Origin of the sequence: Mammaliicoccus sciuri (assembly GCF_002901825.1) — a bacterium.
In the GTDB taxonomy this organism is placed as follows: Bacteria; Bacillota; Bacilli; order Staphylococcales; family Staphylococcaceae; genus Mammaliicoccus; species Mammaliicoccus sciuri.
Map to the genome: position 1 here is coordinate 186992 of NZ_PPQD01000030.1, position 18894 is coordinate 205885.

General features: G+C 31.0%; 15 protein-coding genes. 1 reads left to right on the plus strand and 14 read right to left on the minus strand.

Translation table 11 applies throughout. The features are described from left to right. Positions 1 to 190 precede the first annotated feature (190 nt). Positions 191 to 1627, plus strand: a complete 1437-nt coding sequence (locus CD035_RS10755) for a glycosyltransferase family 2 protein (protein WP_048542639.1) — start codon at positions 191 to 193, stop codon at positions 1625 to 1627. Between the two features lie 43 nt (positions 1628 to 1670). Here the strand turns inward: CD035_RS10755 and CD035_RS10760 are convergent, their stop codons facing one another. The 14 genes from CD035_RS10760 to CD035_RS10825 all read right to left on the minus strand — a co-directional run bounded on the left by CD035_RS10760 (position 1671) and on the right by CD035_RS10825 (position 18775). Beyond that, complete coding sequence (locus tag CD035_RS10760) at positions 1671 to 2906, minus strand: Fic family protein (RefSeq protein ID WP_048542635.1); 1236 nt, start codon at positions 2904 to 2906, stop codon at positions 1671 to 1673. A 175-nt stretch (positions 2907 to 3081) separates the two neighbouring features. Next, complete coding sequence (gene rny / locus CD035_RS10765; RefSeq protein WP_048542634.1) at positions 3082 to 4641, minus strand: ribonuclease Y; 1560 nt, start codon at positions 4639 to 4641, stop codon at positions 3082 to 3084. 217 nt (positions 4642 to 4858) lie between these two features. Further along, entirely contained in the window at positions 4859 to 5872 is a 1014-nt protein-coding gene (gene recA / locus CD035_RS10770) for a recombinase RecA (RefSeq protein ID WP_048542786.1), read from the minus strand. Positions 5873 to 6082: 210 nt separating this feature from the next. Further along, positions 6083 to 7231 carry a CinA family nicotinamide mononucleotide deamidase-related protein gene (locus tag CD035_RS10775; protein ID WP_048542630.1) on the minus strand — a complete coding sequence of 383 codons (1149 nt, stop codon included), beginning with the start codon at positions 7229 to 7231 and terminating at the stop codon, positions 6083 to 6085. 57 nt (positions 7232 to 7288) lie between these two features. Further along, positions 7289 to 7870 carry a CDP-diacylglycerol--glycerol-3-phosphate 3-phosphatidyltransferase gene (gene pgsA / locus CD035_RS10780; protein WP_037587820.1) on the minus strand — a complete coding sequence of 194 codons (582 nt, stop codon included), beginning with the start codon at positions 7868 to 7870 and terminating at the stop codon, positions 7289 to 7291. A 64-nt stretch (positions 7871 to 7934) separates the two neighbouring features. Continuing rightward, positions 7935 to 8330: a helix-turn-helix domain-containing protein gene (locus tag CD035_RS10785; protein WP_048542627.1), complete on the minus strand. Its 396-nt coding sequence runs from the start codon at positions 8328 to 8330 to the stop codon at positions 7935 to 7937. Positions 8331 to 8350: 20 nt separating this feature from the next. After that, on the minus strand, positions 8351 to 9166 hold the full coding sequence (locus CD035_RS10790) for a YmfK family protein (protein ID WP_025905363.1): 816 nt from the start codon (positions 9164 to 9166) through the stop codon (positions 8351 to 8353). 16 nt (positions 9167 to 9182) lie between these two features. Next, positions 9183 to 9887 (minus strand): elongation factor P 5-aminopentanone reductase, encoded by a 705-nt coding sequence (gene ymfI, locus CD035_RS10795; RefSeq protein WP_048542624.1) that lies wholly within the window; start codon positions 9885 to 9887, stop codon positions 9183 to 9185. Then, positions 9880 to 11169 (minus strand): EF-P 5-aminopentanol modification-associated protein YfmH, encoded by a 1290-nt coding sequence (gene yfmH, locus CD035_RS10800; protein WP_048542622.1) that lies wholly within the window; start codon positions 11167 to 11169, stop codon positions 9880 to 9882. Before yfmH ends, ymfI begins: the two co-directional genes overlap by 8 nt. Then, entirely contained in the window at positions 11162 to 12436 is a 1275-nt protein-coding gene (yfmF, locus tag CD035_RS10805; protein WP_048542620.1) for an EF-P 5-aminopentanol modification-associated protein YfmF, read from the minus strand. The genes yfmH and yfmF overlap by 8 nt, the downstream gene beginning before the upstream one ends. A gap of 77 nt (positions 12437 to 12513) precedes the next feature. Further along, complete coding sequence (locus CD035_RS10810) at positions 12514 to 13227, minus strand: GntR family transcriptional regulator (RefSeq protein ID WP_048542619.1); 714 nt, start codon at positions 13225 to 13227, stop codon at positions 12514 to 12516. A 9-nt stretch (positions 13228 to 13236) separates the two neighbouring features. Next, positions 13237 to 15528 carry a DNA translocase FtsK gene (locus CD035_RS10815; RefSeq protein ID WP_048542618.1) on the minus strand — a complete coding sequence of 764 codons (2292 nt, stop codon included), beginning with the start codon at positions 15526 to 15528 and terminating at the stop codon, positions 13237 to 13239. A gap of 209 nt (positions 15529 to 15737) precedes the next feature. Next, complete coding sequence (gene rnjB, locus CD035_RS10820) at positions 15738 to 17411, minus strand: ribonuclease J2 (RefSeq protein WP_048542615.1); 1674 nt, start codon at positions 17409 to 17411, stop codon at positions 15738 to 15740. A 143-nt stretch (positions 17412 to 17554) separates the two neighbouring features. After that, positions 17555 to 18775: a M16 family metallopeptidase gene (locus tag CD035_RS10825; protein WP_048542612.1), complete on the minus strand. Its 1221-nt coding sequence runs from the start codon at positions 18773 to 18775 to the stop codon at positions 17555 to 17557. Between the last annotated feature and the right edge of the window lie 119 nt (positions 18776 to 18894).

Below are 18894 nucleotides of genomic sequence, written 5' to 3' on the forward strand. Positions count from 1 at the left end.
CTTTATAATATTCATAAAATTTTAATGTGAGCATATATTCAATAAACCACAATTTATTAATTTATTTATCTTGCCCAGTTCATATCTCCAAATATATACTACTAAAGTTATTATTTTAAGGAGACAAATTATGAAAAAATTAAATTATGTATTTTAGTTATGCTTTTTAGCTTTAATAGTGATTATACCAGTGCTTTGTAGAGGGCAAGGTTTATTAGTTATTATATTTACAGGATTAATGCTTCTATCATTTTATTTCACAATTGTATATTCATATAATATGATTGTTTCATTTTTTGGATTTAAAAACATAAAAAGAGATTATCTCATTAAACAAGATAGAACAAAGTTTTTAATTTTAGTTGCAGCTCATAATGAAGAAAGTGTGATTCGGGAAACGATTAGAAATCTTAAACAAATTAATTACGATAAAAATTTATATGATATATGCATCGTTAGTGATAACTCTACTGATCTTACAACACAAATTGCTTTGAATGAAAATGTACTTGTTGTAGATACTATTAAAAATGAATTTGAACGAGAAGGTGTTGGTAAACCAGCAAGTATTCAATACGCACTTAGAAAATTAGGTTTTGAAAATGTTAAACGTCAATATGACATGATTATGGTTTTAGATGCTGATAATTTTGTTAGTAAAAATATTTTAAAAGAAGTCAATTCACAATTTATTACTAAAGGTAGACCAACAGCTATTCAAACTTATCTTGATAGTAAAAACTACTCTAAATTTATGAGTTTAGCCTACTCAGTTGTATTTTGGACAAACAATCGGTTTATGCAATTAGCAAAATATAAATTAAACTTACCTAATTCAATTGGTGGTACAGGGTTTTTTGTGAAAACAGATTGGCTAATTGATAAAGGCGGATTCAAATTTGATTCACTTACAGAAGATTTAGAAATGGAAATTGAGATTATCAATGATGGCGGACGTATATTATGGAACGACCATGCGTCTATTTATGATGAAAAACCAGAAGAAACAAAAGTGAGTATGATACAAAGACATAGATGGATAAAAGGACATTGGTACGTTGCTTTCAAACAAATTTTACCTCTAACTAAGAAATTTATTATGACTTTAAATATTAAATACTTAGACAAAATATTTTTCTTAATGAGTATGGGTAAAGCATTTCATATACTCTTAATATTTATAGTGCTCATCATTAATATTATACTATTAACCCATCATCACATGTTGGTATCAACTTTAGTAGCTCTGAATATATTAGGCGCATTGCATTTATTGAATGATTATATGTTCTATATTACAGGGCTAAATGCATTACTTATTATTTATAGTTTCATCATTTTACCGATGTATAGTGTATATGCAAAACTTAGAAATATTAATCCAATCAAAATTGTACTATCTTTACAATGGTTTATGATAACTGATTTTATCGTACAATTATTCGGTTTATTTACATGGCCAAATCAACAAACTTGGATTAGAACACCCCACTCTAAAGTTAGTATAGAAACAAGTGAAGAAGCTTACCAAACACCAGGAACATATGAACACGATAACCAACCTGCAATACAAGTCCCTGAAGTTGGTTTAAATACAAGTAATCATATTGTAGAGCAACATAAATAAAATCCCTTATGACTAATTGAAACATCAATCATAAGGGATTTTTTTACTTACTTATATTCTCAGATAATAAACTATACATAAATTGATCACTAATTTCATATATAACAGGTTTACTTTTAATTTTTATTAATTTTTCTTCATGGCTAGAAATAACATTATTAATCTTTCCTCTTGAATAACCTGAAGCTTTTTGTAGTTCTTTCAAAGTAATTCTTGAATATTTACTGCCAAATACTTTATCTTGTAGCAAAATATATAATATTTTATATTCATACTTATCATAATGTTTGTTGTGTAATGCTAGTTGTATTTTATTGATAATATTAATATTCTCTTCAAAATTGTCGATTATATTTTCTTGTCCTTCTATTAAAATACTCAACATATCATCAATAAAATTAGTTAATTCGCCTTTATTGAAATAATTCGAAGTATCAACAAAAGCTTTATAATATTTAGACTTGTTATTATTTACAGAATACGAAAATGAAAGTGCTGTATATGGGTCTAATAAATCGTTTAATTTTCTAGCTATTATATATCTACCAATACGCCCATTCCCATCATAAAATGGATGTATATATTCAAAAATATAATGACTTGCTAAAATTTTAATAAGTTCAGGTGATTCATGACTTTTTATATAATCAATAAGCTTTGTTAATAATTCTATTACTTTCGATTCACTATATTCATTTCTATGAACCCATTTATTTTTAGAATGATCAAATACACCTATACTACTAGCTCTAAACATTTTACCATCCGGATATTCATCCTTTTTGATTTCATCAGATACAATTTCATCGTATATTTTTCTAAAATCCACAATAGAATTTAGATCAAGTTCTCCAAATTCCATCATTAAATACTGAGTGACTAATCCAGTAAACCTTTTATCTTTCTTACTTGTATTATTTAATGCTTCAGCTATTTCTTTTTTAGTACTTTTAATATTTTCAGTTTCGTTCGTACTTTGTAATTCGTTAATTAATAACTTATTAATATATGCATGTGTTGCTATTCTTGGGAGATTAGCAGATAATTGTTTGATTTTAGATGAATTTAATAGAATTCTTTCATACTGCTTAAACAGACTTTTATTTATCGAATAAAATAATGGATATTGTATATCGAGTAATTGTTTTTCATCTTGCATGGGACTAATGTTTATATCTAATAAGTAACTTGAATAATGTCTGATTCTCATATCATATTCTTCTTGCATAACATCTGTTCCAAACATATGAAAAATCGTTTTAAGTGATTTATACTTCATTAACTTCACTCCTATTTAACATATATGCCCAATATGTTCATTAGATATATTCATTATATACTCAAAATAGCTAAAATCATAGAATTAGTTCAATAGCTATAATACAAAAGTCATTTTGATAACAATAAAAAACCCTAACCGCTTTCGGTTAGGGTTTTAAAATTTGAGAACTATTCTACTTAGCGTATTCAGTAGCTCTCATTTCCCGGACAACTGTCACCTTAATATGCCCTGGATATTGTAATTCGCCTTCTATTTGATCTTTAATATCTCTAGCTATTCTATGTGCTTTCAAGTCGTCAATATCTTCAGGAGAAACAATTACTCTAATTTCTCTACCTGCTTGTATTGCGAATGCTTTTTCAACACCTTGATAACCTTCTGATATTTCTTCTAATCTTTCTAAACGTTTCACATAATTTTCTAAAGTTTCTCGTCTAGCTCCAGGTCTTGCAGCACTTAACGCATCTGCTGCTGCTACCAATATAGAAATAACTGATGTTGGTTCTACATCCCCATGATGTGAGTGTATTGCATTTATGACTGTATCATGTTCATGATATTTCTTTGCAAGTTCTACCCCTATTTCAACATGGCTACCTTCAACTTCGTGATCAATAGCTTTACCAATATCATGTAATAAACCTGCACGTTTTGCTAAAGTAACATCTTCACCTAGTTCAGCTGCTAACATTCCTGAAAGTTGCGCAACTTCTACTGAGTGTTTCAGTACACTTTGGCCATAACTTGTACGATATTTCATACGTCCTAAAATTTTAACCAATTCTGGGTGTAAGTTATGAATACCTAATTCAAATGTCGCTTGTTCACCTGATTCTCTCATTAGGTCATCCACTTCTCTTCTCGCTTTTTCAACCATATCTTCAATTCTACCTGGATGTATACGTCCATCAGATACTAAATTAGTTAAGGCTGTCTTAGCGATTTCTCTTCGAATTGGATCAAATCCAGATAATATAACCGCTTCTGGTGTATCGTCTATAATTAAATCTACACCTGTTAATGTTTCTAAAGTACGAATATTACGACCTTCACGACCGATAATACGCCCTTTCATCTCATCATTTGGTAAATTCACAACGGATACAGTCGATTCTGAAGTATGATCTGCTGCTAACCTTTGTACAGTAATAGACAACAGTTCTTTAGCTTTTTTATCGACATTTGTTTTTAGTTCTCTTTCTTTTTCTTTTACAAGTACAGCAATATCATGTGACAGTTCTTCTTCTACTTGTGAGAATTGCTCTTTACGAGCTTCTTCACGTGTGAGTCCGGAGATGCGTTCTAGTTCTTGTTCATGTTTCATTATTATTTCTTGAACATTACTCTCTTTTGCATCTACCTGTTGTTGTCGCTCTTCAATTTTAGCTTCTTTGTTTTCTAGAATTTCATCTTTTTTGTCTAAAAGATCAGATTTGCGCTCTAAATTTTCTTCTTTTTGAAGTAATCTTGCTTCTTGCTTTTGTAGGTCACTTCTTCTCTCTCTAATTTCACTATCAAGATGATCTCTAATTTGTTGATTTTCTTCTTTTGCTTCAATCAACTTTTCTTTCTTAAGACTCTCAGCTTCTTTGTTAGCTTCACTTATAATATAGTGAGCAGACTGACGAGCTTGATCTTGCTTTTTCGTTAAGCTATTATGTGCGAAAAAGTATCCTACAACAACACCTAGAATAACTCCTAGCAAAATGAGTAAGAGGGTTAATAAGTCCACATAAACACCTCCTTCTATCTAGGTTCTACGTCTTATATATACAAAAATATGATTAAATGAAACTATGGAATCATACAACTCAATTGTACGTTTAAATTTGTACAAGTGTCAAGGACATGGACTTTAATTTTTAATTCTATTTTTATAAAAAAACATTCTATAGATTACACAATGAAACGTAATCTATAGAATGTTTAATTTAATGACAAAATACTATTTAGTCTAGTAAAGTTTCTTGTTCAGGTTCATTAGGTTTATCTTCTTTTTTAGCTTCTTCTTTCTTCTTACCGTTAAAGCCTAATTGATCTCTTAAGATTCCATCAATTTCTTCAATAATAGCTGGATTTTCTTTTAAGTAAGTCTTAACGTTTTCTTTACCTTGACCCATACGTTCTCCGTTATATGAATACCAAGCACCTGATTTATCTACAATATCAAATTCAACTGCTAAGTCGATTAATTCACCTTCACGTGAAATACCTTCACCGTACATAATATCAACTTCAGCTACTCTGAATGGAGGCGCAACTTTGTTTTTAACAACTTTAATTTTAGTTCGGTTACCAACTACTTCTTGACCTTGTTTCAATTGTTCAGCACGACGTACTTCTAAACGAACAGAACTATAGAACTTCAACGCACGTCCACCTGGTGTTACTTCAGGATTACCGAACATAACGCCAACTTTTTCACGAATTTGGTTGATAAAGATAGCTGTTGTATTTGATTTAGAAATAGCACCTGATAATTTACGTAAAGCTTGACTCATTAATCTTGCTTGTAAACCAACGTGTGTATCTCCCATTTCACCTTCAATTTCAGCTTTAGGTGTTAATGCAGCTACTGAGTCGACAATAACAATATCAACTGCACCACTACGAACAAATGCTTCTGCAATCTCTAAACCTTGTTCACCGTGGTCAGGTTGTGATAAATATAGGTTATCAATATCTACGCCTAAGTTTTTAGCATAAACAGGATCTAGTGCGTGCTCAGCATCAATAAAAGCAGCTACGCCACCTTGTCTTTGCGCTTCAGCGATAGCGTGTAAAGCTACTGTTGTTTTACCAGAACTTTCTGGACCATATATTTCAATGATACGTCCTTTAGGGTAACCACCAACACCTAATGCTTTATCAAGTGTGATTGAACCACTAGAAACTGCTGATACTTCTCTGCTTGTATTATCCCCTAGCTTCATTACTGCCCCTTTACCAAAGGATTTTTCCATATTCTTAATTACTGTATCGAGTGCTTTTTGACGTTCGTTCACGCGATAACCTCCTATATATATAAAATGAATTTACTTGTTTAATTAGCTATTATTACTATAAATGCTTTTGTTCTAAAATGCAAGTATAAAGCGAATATTTGTTCGTGTTTTGTACGCATTTTTTAAAATTAAGCGAACATAAGTACCGATTTTATAAATTATCGCAAGTTATCTTAATTGGTTCAAAAACTTTATAAGTGCTATATTGCTTATTCTATCACGTCTTCCAGCATATGATTGACTTAATGACGAAATAAATTTTTCGTTTTTTTGCATATGTGAAATATATACTGTTGATTCTTTATGATCTTGTTTTAAAACAATAACACTTTCTACGTTAAATGTTGATTTTAACTTGTTAGCAATTTGTTCAACTGATTCATCTTGACTAATATTCAACATTTCATCTGTCCATGAATTTTGTAAAATATATGATTTTAAATATTGTTCGCTATCTTTAGATAGTTTAAGTCGAGCATTTAATACACCATCTGTAATTTCATCATATATAACAAATGGTTGATCTAATTCATTAAATACAGCATCTTCAACTGTTAAATCATCGCTACCATAATAAAATTCGCCTATTCTATTTAATATTTCTGTTTTAACAGGCTGGATTAAATCTATCGCTTGTTGTTTAGTATTCGCATTAGCCGTAATGCGGAGTGATACTTCATGTTGACCAGCAAGTGGTGCAATTGTAGGATTGGATTGATTATCTATTAAGTCAATCAGCTCTGTTTCCAAGCTAGATTCACCAATACCCATAAATTTCAATGACTCAGAAAAGATGACACGTTCTTCATTTAAGAAAAATGGTACAAGATATTGATTGACCATTGGTTGAAGTTCTTTCGGGGGACCAGGTAATAATACGACTTTTTTATCATCCACTTCTAAATACATGCCTGGTGCCATACCAAAGTCATTCTTCAGTACTTCACTACCTTCAATAACAAGTGCTTGTTGTCTATTATTAGGCGTCATCGTACGGTTTTCATTTTTGAAATATTGTTCAATCTGATCCATAGCTTGTTTATTTGTTTCTAGTGATTTACCTAATACTTTACCAACAGTTTGTTTTGTTAAATCATCTTTCGTTGGTCCTAAGCCACCTGTTAAAATTACAACGTCATGATGCGCTAATTCTTCTTTAAAAGTACGTTCTAACCTTCCAGGATTATCGCCTACAGCAACGTGTCTCATAACACTTGCACCGAGTTCATTGAGTACTTTTGATATAAACTGTGCATTTGTGTTAGCAATTTGTCCTAATAAAATTTCAGTACCTACGCTTAAAATACTAACTTTCATATTTTTGCCTCCTACAGAAAAACCTACAAACGAAATGTTGTAGGTTAAATGTTGTTATTATTTTGATCCTTTAAATACATCTCTACCATGATAAAAATACTCTATACCAGATAGAATTGTAAAGAAAGTAGCAATATACATGAGCCATTGCCCAAGATTAATTTGCCATAAAGTAGAGAATGGTTCTTGTAATAGGATAAATACAATTGCGACCATCGTTACAGCCGTTTTAATTTTACCTAATTGACCAGCTGCACTTACAAAGCCTTGTTCAATTTGAAGTAATCTTAGTCCTGTTACAGCAAATTCTCTAGCAATGATGATAATAGCAATAACTGATGATACTTTATCAAGTTCTACTAATGCAATTAATGCACTCGCTACTAATAATTTATCAGCTAGAGGGTCTAAAAATTTCCCCATGTTTGTAACAAGTTCCCATTTTCTCGCTAAATAGCCATCAAACCAATCTGTAACAGAAGCTAAAATAAATATAATACCAGCTATAAATTGTTCTATTCTCATTTCTTGTCCAAATAAGAAATGCATGTCACCCATATTAAAATCTACAAGTAAAAATAAAACAAATACAGGTATTAAAATAACACGTAATACTGTTAATTGATTAGGAATATTCATATTCGTTCTCCTTCTTTTCTTACAACTGCATAATAATACTATTATAAATCAATACTATATATAATTAAATGATAATTATTAATAATATCCAACCGATTAAGCATACACCAAAGAATGTAATCATTTGTGTTATGAGTTTAGCTACCATTTTATTCTCTGATATTTCAGTTTGACTTCTTTTTTCTTGCGTAAGCTGTCTAAAAGCTTCTTTAGCAGAAGGTGCTGTTTTAGGCAACTCACTTTGATGTTTATCAATTAATTCTGGTGCACTCATATTGATTGCAGAAGCATATTTCGTTATGAAACCTCTTGTATAATCGGGATTTGGTAGATTTTCAAATTCATTCTTTTCAATCATCATTAAAAATGGTCTTTGTATCTTTGTTTTTTCTTCAAGTTCAACTAAAGTCATCCCTAATTGTTCTCTTTTACTTCTTAACGTTTCTCCAATATATTTCAAATATATTCACCTCAAACAATTTATTCAAAAAATCCAAATCCATCTCCAAATGCCATATTGTCATTTGTAAATAAATCATTTTTATTTAATTGCTCATATGTAATTTCTTGGTCTTCTGTTTCTCTTAGTTCAATAATATAATCAAAATCTTCAAGGCTATATTCAGAGCGTTGTACAAATAGATCAGGATGTTCTACTACTTTAATTGTTGGTAAACTCATAACTTCTCTAACGAGTTGTTTATGCTTTTCATCAGTTTGCTTAGATGTTACAGCACCATCAATAATATAAACATTTTCATCACTATATTCACCTTTTAATAAAGAGCTTCTTACTGTTTGCTTAATAAGCGTCGAACTAATAAACAACCATTTTTTATGGGCACACACACTAGCGGCAACAACAGATTCTGTTTTACCTACTCTTGGCATACCTCTCACACCAATCAGTTTATGACGGTTCTCTTTAAAAAGTTCTGCCATAAAATCAACTAATAAACCTAAATCTTTTCTTTCGAATCTAAAGGTCTTTTTGTCATCAACATCTCGTTTAATATATCTACCGTGTCTTACCGCTAATCGATCTCTTAAGCCTGGTGTACGTAACTTTTTAATGGTAATATCATCAATTTCTTTAACAATATTTTCAAAGCGTTTAACTTTATTCATATCATCTGTCTTAATGAGTAACCCTCTTCGACCTTGATCGACACCATTTATCGTAATGATATTAATACCTAAAATACCAAGCAAACTAGAGATATCCCCTAATAAACCTGCTCTATTTACTTGTATATCGTATTCTAAGTACCATTCTTTTTTAATGACTTCTTCCATAATATCCACCCCAATATTAAATATACCATCCTCCGTTTACACGTAGGACTTGACCGGTCACACTTTGAGATAACGGATTTAATAAATATCCCACCGTTGCCGCAACTTCTTTAGTTTGAACAAACCGACCTTGTGGTATTTCATCTTTTAATTGTGTTTGTGTAATTTCATCAAGTTCATCTGTCATTTTACCATGAACGACACCTGGACATATAGCATTTACTGTAATAGATGTTAAAGCAAGTTCTTTTGCTAAAGATTTAACAAAACCAAGTTGAGCAGCTTTCATTGTTGAATAGATTGTTTCGTAACTTGCACCAGTCTCTCCCCAAATAGATGATATAACGATTATTCTGCCATTTTCACTCTTTCTAATATCATCAACAAATAATTGAACAATTTTTATGAGCGCATATACATTCAAGTTATATTGAACATCAATTTCATCATCTGTAAAATCTTGAATCGCACCAAATGACGATTGCCCAGCTGCATATATTAATTGATCAATATGTCCGATTGATGTTAAGAATTGTAAATTATCTTTGTTTGTTAAATCGAATTGTAGAAAAGTAACAGGTTGTCCGGCATATCTTTGTTTGAGTTCATTAATATTAGATCGATTATAATGCAGTATCACTTCATGCCCTAGTGATAAACATTCATCAACAATTGATAATCCAATGTCACCACTACCACCAACAATAAATGTTCTAGCCATTTTGTTTCACCAAACGACTTTCTACAACATGTTCGAAGTCTATTAATGAAGCCAATGTTTCTTGTACACTTTCTACTGTTATAGATTCTAAAATGTTTACAAGTTCAAATAGTTCTACACCTTCAAAATAGAATTTAGTATATTGATTTGCAATATATTCTGGAGAATTTAAGCTTGATACAATTTCGCCTAAAGTTTGTTTTCTCACTCTCTCTAACTCTTCTAAAACAAAACCATTTTCTATATATTTTTTAAGTTCTGCTTTAACCGATTCTTTAAATTCATTATGATAATCAGTTGTCACAGCTAGAATTAAATAACTATATGTCATTTCGTTAGCAAATTGATAACCAAACGTATCATCAATCACTTCTTTTTCTAAATTTGATTGATAAAATTCAGTTTGTTCACCGAATATTAAATCTAAAGCAATCATCATTTCCATATCATTTTTTACGCGTACTTTATCAGAAATAGTATTAGGCTTGAACTTATATGCCAACATTGATTTTTCTTGAACAATGTCCATTTTCGTTTCGACATACGGTGTATGGACAGATGTCGGTTCGTCTATTACTTTTCTCGTAATAGGTGGCATTTCGTGCATATTTCTTTTGTCTTCATGTTCGCGAACTAATTGTATAGTCTCTTCAGGATCGACGTCTCCAACAATGATTAACACCATATTTGCTGGATGGTAAAACGTTTCATATGATAAATATAAATCTTCAGCTGTAATATCATAAATACTTTCAACAGAACCTGCTATATCCACTTGTACAGGATGATTATGATAGAGTGCACCTAAAGTTTGGAACATTAATTTATAATTAGGCTGTTCTTGGTACATCTTAATTTCTTCAGCGATTATACCTTTTTCTTTTTCTACTGTTTTCTCAGTAAAATACGGACTTTCAATCATTTTTAATAAACGAATAATATTATCGTGCACATTTCCAGTCGCACTAAATAAATAACTTGTTCTATCAAATGTCGTAAATGCATTAACTTGTGCATCATTTTCAGCAAAACTTGTAAAGACATCGCCATCTTCTTTTTCGAACAATTTATGTTCTAAGAAATGTGCTACCCCGTCCGGAACAGTCACAAAATCATCTTTGCCATGTGGCTTAAATGTATGATCAAGAGAACCGAAATGTGTTGTGTATGTCACAAAAGTCTTTGAAAACCCTGCTTTTGGAATGACAACTACTTTTAAACCATTTTCTAAAGTATCTTCGAATACAGTTTCATCAATCTGTTTATAATATTGATTACGCATTGTTATCACCTTCAGTCAGTATATATATTGTATCTAATTGTCCAAGTTGTGCGGTCTTTTTAATATCTTCAATTGTGATAGATTCAATTTCTTTAATCCAATCATCATAGTTATAAACGGATTGATATCTCGCATGTGTATGCAATAAGTCAATCATTTGTCGTTGTTTATCAAACATTTCTCGTGCGTGTGAAATTAAGACTTTCTTCGCTAACGTCAGTCTCTCTGTTTCAATTTCACCTTGTTGAATATCTTTAAAAATATTTAAAATTGTTTCTTTAGCGACATGTACTTTATCTTTAGAGATGCCACCAACTATATATAAGAATCCATTTCTTGCATCGATTTGAGAATGTATTGAATAGGCTAAACTTTGTTTTTCACGTACTTCACTAAATAAAATTGAAGAAGCATCTCCACCTAGCAACATATTTAACACTAAGAACGAATAATATTCTTTAGAATGGAATGTTATTGGGAACCTATATCCCATATTTAATTTTGCTTGATCAATCTTTGTATAATCTACTATTTCTTTTACTTCTTTAATATCTTTTAATAATGTCGTTTCGATTTCTAATTGACTATTATGATCAAAATTAAAATATTCATGACACAATGATTTAACTTCATCTAATTCAACATTTCCAATAATATATGTAGATATCGCATTCTCGTGTAACAAATCATGGTATGTATTGACTAAAGATTCAGGTGTTACGTTATCAATGTCTTCTAGTCGACCAGATGCTAAATATTTATATGGCTCATCTTCAAACATATGATTCATAAATTGAATAAATGCACGTTGAGATTTGTTGTCTTCAATTGCAGTTAATTTTTTATGTAATAAAGATTTTTCTTGCTTCGTGTATTTTTCGTTAAATTTACCATTTTCAATCAGTGGATTAAAAATCACTTCATGCAATAATTTAACGGCTTGTTCGAATAGTGGAAGCTCACTATTTAAATATTTTTCATTTACGATTTCAATACCAATTGTCATGATATGATTATTAGCTTGTTTATTGACATAGCTAAATAAATGCGCACCATATAAGTCCGCAAGCAAATTATTCATTTCTTTATCAGTTTGGTATTGTTTTGTAACACGTGTAATTAATTTACTTAAAATTGACCTAGATGTAATCGTCTCACTGTTTAAAGGTGCTACAAATTTAAAAACGATAGTCGTTGTTTTAAATTTTTCAGTTGGTATCACATAAACGTCATTTGAAGATAATTGTATATGTTCTGTTGTTATCATAATAGATACCTCTCTTATATGTATGTATATAGAGAAACAAAGCAACAATTGTTACTTTGTTTCTCTCAATATATTTATTATATCCTATTTCTTGTAATTCGAAACTTTACAAGACTGCTTTTAAAATAATTTAGTGAATAAAGTACAGGTGTGCCATGTTCGTTATAATGAACTTGTGTTAATAACATCATTGCATCGTCTGGCTCAGAGTTCAATATTTCACTAATATACGGCTCATAACTAATGGATTCTATAGATGTATTAGCATGTGTAATTTTAAATTCTACTTTACTTTCAATTGCGGATAAAATAGATGAATTGGATCTATAGTCACTGCATGCAAATAAATCAGTAGCAATTTTATCTAGACAATACACGACTGGTTCACCATTTGCTGTACGTACTCTTTCTATTACCGAAATAGATGCATCTTTTTCTAAGTTTAATACTTCTATATCTTTTAAAGTTGCAACTTCTTCATCTAAACTAATAAATTCTGTTCCAGCAACTTCACCATTTTTTTCAATCATTTTTGTAATACTTACTAATTCGTCTAATGGATAATAATATGGTTGTGTAGGTTTCACCACTGTTACGTCGCCTGTTTTTTGAGATAAAATTTGTTCCGTGACAAGTTCATGTATGGCTTTTTCGATTTCATCATAATTTATATTTAACAACTTTTTAATTTCAAACTCATTCGGAATAGCATCTCCCGGTTTAAGTTCAGCTGTTTGAATTTTTTCTAATATCCAATTTTTAACGAAATTTGTACTTGCATTTGTAGACATAATATCCCCCTATTCGTCTTGATAAATATCAACCAATACTTGTCTAGGTTTACTACCTGATTGAGGACCAATAACACCATTACTTTCCAAATCATCCATTAACCTAGATGCCCTATTATAACCTATTCTAAATCTTCTTTGTAATAAACTCGCACTTGCTTTTTGTTCTTCTACAACAAATAAATATGCTTCTTTGTATAAAGCATCTTCACTTTCCATTTCATTTGCTTCTGTCGGTTCGTCAGGTTCCATCTCTTTAACATAGTTCGCTGTTTGTTCTCCAACAACATGTTGAACAACTGATTCAACTTCACCATCAGAAAGAAATGCACCTTGTATTCTTGTTGGTTTTGAAGAGTCTCTAGATAAGAATAGCATATCACCTCTACCTAGTAATTTTTCAGCACCACCACTATCTAAAATTGTTCTAGAATCAGTTGCAGAGCTTACTGCAAACGCAATTCTAGAAGGTATATTAGCTTTAATACTACCTGTTATAACATCAACGGATGGTCTTTGTGTCGCAATAATTAAGTGTATACCTGCTGCACGTGCAAGTTGTGCGATTCTCATAATGGATGATTCAACATCTTTACCAGCAACCATCATTAAGTCAGCAAGTTCATCAACAATGACGACAATATAAGGTAATTGCGCTTGTTTTTCTTCCATTTCTTGATTTGTACGTTCAATAAATTGATTATATCCTTCAATATTTCTTGCACCAACGTGTTGGAACAAGTCATATCTTTTTTCCATTTCGGATACAATTTTTTGTAATGCTTGATTTGCCTTTTGAGGATTTGTAACAACAGGTGTTAACAAATGTGGTATCCCGTTATACACATTTAATTCAACCATCTTAGGGTCAATAAGCATTAATTTTACTTCATGTGGTTTAGCATTCATTAATATACTTGTGATAATACCATTAATACAAACAGATTTACCACTCCCTGTAGCACCTGCTACGAGTAAGTGAGGTAATTTGTTTAATTCTGCTGTAATTGGTTCACCTGAAATATCTCTTCCTAATGCAACTTCAAGTTTATTTGATGTTGGTTTTGCCTCATTCAGTACTTCTTTCAGCGTTACCATTGAAATATGTTCATTAGGCACTTCAATTCCAACTGCCGACTTACCTGGAATAGGCGCTTCAATTCTAATATCTTTTGCTGCTAAATTCAGTGCAATATCATTACTTAAATTAACGATTTTGTTTACTTTCACACCTTGAGCTGGCTGTACTTCGTATTGAGTAACAGCTGGTCCAATCCTAATTTGAGTCACTTTCGCATCGACATTAAAGTTTCTTAATGTAGCTTCAAGTAGTTTTCCTTTTTCTTGAACTGTCTTTTTAGACACTGATTGAGATTTAGGTGGATCATTTAAAATTGTAATCGGTGGTAATTTATAATTTAAATTCTCAGTCTCATCTATAGTTGATTCATTCATTTCAGATTCATGATTATCATGATCTTGTTGAACGGGTTGTTTAGGTTGTTGTGTTCTTTTGGATGCTAACTTTTCTTGCGATTCAAAGATTGGAATTTCTTCATTAGTTTGTTGTTTGTCAATTTTAGAAATTTCTTGAACTGGTTCAACTTCTTCTAAATGTGAAACGTCTTTAGGCTGCTCTTTTTGACGCTTTTCTTTTTCTAGTTGTTTAGCTTTCGCTTTTTCTTCTCTTTTTTGTTCAAGATTTGTCATTTTTGATTTAGTTTTACTTTGCGCCATATCAAATGCTGATTTAGTAATATCACGATGTCTTTTCTTCATGATTAAAATAACACTAGATAGTAAAACGAGTATCGTTAATAAACTATATCCAAAGACGGAAATAAGCTTGCTTATGACATTAAATGCATAATAACCAATATAACCACCACCGTTAAAGTAAAATGCATTTCGTTCTAAACTTGAATATGTTTCACTCAAGGTTGTCTTAAACGTATTAAACGATGGATCTTTGAAATATAATACTAACTGCATAATGAATAGCAATGCTACTTGAAAGACGAGCAATCCGTTTACTCTTCTTGTGAATTTTAATTTGCCGTTCACTGTTATTAATAGTGAAATAATCGCTATCAGTATATAGGTGAAATATTTTGAGAATCCAAATAAGAAATGAAAGAAGCTATCAATCATTAAACCTATAAATCCTAATTGAAAAATACCTAACACGAGTAAAAACAACACAATCATCTGTATGACATATTTTAATGTATTATCTTTTTGCTTTTTCTTGCCACGTGTTGTTTTTCTTTTACGTGTTGCTGGCTTCTTCTTTTGTACCATTTTTGAAATAGCCTCCTTATCTATAATGCAAAAAGAGGCTGGGACATAAATAGATGTCTCAGCCTCATATAGTATGTAGGCAGTTAATGAACAAATAGCGTGTATGACACATTATTTGTTCATCTTTGCCGAGATGGAAAAACCCATTGTATTGATATAGAATTTAATCTCATCTCTTGACTGTTAAAAATCATCCATAAAACAATTCATTAGATTTCTGAAATAATTGGAATAATCATCGGGCGACGTTTCGTTTGTTCATATAGATACTTACCGAGTTTATCACGCATATTTTGTTTCATTTCAGACCATTCAATTTTCTTTTGAAGTAAACCTTCTTCAACAATTTCACGGACTTTTTCTGAAGCGTCGTTTAATAACTCTTCACTTTCTCTAACATAAACGAATCCACGTGATTGAATTTCAGGTCCACCAACGATTTTTCTATTTTTAGGATCTAAAGTTACAACAGCTATAAATATACCATCTTCAGCTAATAAGTGTCTGTCTCTCAAAACAATATTACCTACGTCTCCAACACCGATACCGTCAATTAATACGTTACCAGCTGTAACTTTTTCATTAGCAATCATTTTTTCGCCATCAAAATTAACAACGTCACCTTTTTCTAGTAAGAAAATTTTCTCAGGGTCTACGCCTGTTTCAGCTGCTAATTTCGCATGTGCGATTTGCATTTTAAATTCACCTTGTACTGGAATAAAGTATTCAGGTTTCATTAAATTAAGCATCATTTTAAGTTCTTCCATACAACCATGACTAGATGCATGTGTTTTTTTGTTATTAGGCATAATGTGTGCGCCAGCTTTAACTAATTCATTTAAAGTCTGACCAATAATCACTTCCATATTAGCAGAAGCTGTTGTAGAAATATAAACATTATCGCCTTCTAAAATATTTAAAATAGGATGTCTTTGTTGAGCCATTTGACCTAATGCTTCAATTGGTTCACCTTGCATACCTGTAGCAATAATAATTAATTCATTTTTAGGATATTTACTAATGTCATGCACGGGTACTAAAAGATTTTCTGGAATATTAAAGTAACCTAATTTACGTGCAACATTGAAAGAACTTTCTAAAGAACGTCCTAAGAATGAAACTTTACGGTTTAATTTACTAGCCGCATTCAGCACTTGTTGAATACGAATAAAGTTAGATGCATAACACGAAACGATAATGCGTCCATTTGCTTTTGCAAATTCATCGACCATGTGACTTTCGATTACATTTTCTGGAACGTTGTAACCAGGTTTTTCTGCTTCTGTTGAATCACTAATCAAAGCAAATACACCATTTTGACCAATTTCAGTCATCTTAGCGATATCTGGTGCATAGGCACCTTGTAAACTTTGGTCGAATTTAAATTCTCCAGTATAAACGATTGAACCATATGATGTATGGATACATACACCTAAACTATCTGGTATTGAATGCGTTGTATTAAAAAATGTCACGTTAACGTTTTTAAATCTCATGACTGAATCTTTATTTACTGTATAATAACGTACTTTTTTATTGATTTTTCTTGCTTTCATGTGATCTTTAACTAATGCAATCGTCAATCTTGATCCGTATACTGGTGCATCAAGTTTTTCGAGTATATAACTTACAGCACCGATAGAATCTTCATGTCCGTGTGATAAAAAGATACCTTTAAGTTTATCTTTATTCTCAATAACATATTGTATGTCTGGTATAACAACGTCTACACCTAACATTTCGTCTTCTGGAAACATTAAACCAGCGTCTAACATGAACATTTCTTCGTCCACTTCAACGATATACATGTTTTTTGCAATTTCTCCTACACCACCGAGTGGTATGATACGAATTTTATCATTTTTCTTTTTTATTAAACTCAAAATTGTTCCTCCTAAATGTAGTCCCGTCCATAATATATTTATTTAATCATACCATTTATATAATCGATTATACAAGCACATACAACAGTCTTATACATATTTTAAATTAAGGAAGACAATAATTTTTATATCAGGTCATAACTTTATGATTTCTCTGTCAAAATAAACTCAGAATAAGGTGCATCCAATAATCTTTTCGTAGCTAATTTAATATCATTTAACTGGATTTGATTGATTTCGTGCTCGAACTGCTCATTCGTAACTAATTCATTATAAAACATGATTGAACGTGCATTTCTCGTCATTTTATTTTGGTTAGATTCAGATGCCATTAAAAAGCTTGTGATTATATGACTTTTAGCATCATCTAGTTCATTCTGTGTGATACCGTCATTTAATAATGACTCGAGCACTTCAGTAATAAGTTTACTTGATGCATCAACATTTTCTTTATCAGTTGCTACATAAATTGTCAGTAAACCATCATTGTGAAAACTTTGGAAATCTGAGTAAACATTATAACATAATCCATGTTCTTCTCTTAGAACTTGGAACAATTTAGAGCTCATTGTTTCGCCTAAAATCGTGTTCAATATATTCGTTGCATAATAGTGTTCATCATTATAACTTGGTGCATCATAACTTCTCATAAAATGCGTTTGCTCTAGCTCGTTTTTATAATAAGTTTCTTTCTTCTCAATAAAATTCATGCTTTGTTCTTGTTGATTAAGCGGTATTTCTACCCCATCAGATAATTGCTTAAGCAATGTTTCTTTCATAGATTCACTATAGGCACCCGCAACTGAAACAATTAAGCGATTACTTTGATAATACTTTTTATGGAAATCAACTAATGTATCTCTATCAATTTGATTGACACTATCAGGCGTACCAAGGATCATTCGTCCTAATGGTTGGTCTTTATAAATTTCATGTTCTAATTTATCCATTAACCATTCTTCTGGTGTATCTTCAATCATTTTAATTTCTTCTAAAATGACTTTTTTCTCACGAACAATTTCTTCTTCAAGAAATAGTGGATTTTTAACCATATCTATAAGTAAATCAATTGCTTTATGTTCAAATCTTTTTAATGTTTTACAGAAATAACAAGTGTACATTTTTGTCGTATATGCATTGTTATAGCCACCAATTTTATCAAATTCATTTGATAATTGCTGTCTTGTATAGTGTTCACTACCTTTAAATAACATATGTTCCATAAAATGAGCAATACCTTCAGGATAATCACCTTCATCACCCGTACCAGTATTGACATAAACACCTACACTAATTGTTTCACTGTTTGGAATTTCTTCAAAAATCACAGTCGTTCCATTATTCAGTCGTTGTAAATCAGCCATATTTATTCACCTCAAAATAAATAGGGACACGTCAATGTCCCTCTATTAGTAGACATACATACTTTCATAACCTCTCTTGCCTATGGTACAGTCTCAGCCTGTAGTCTTCGACTTGTACG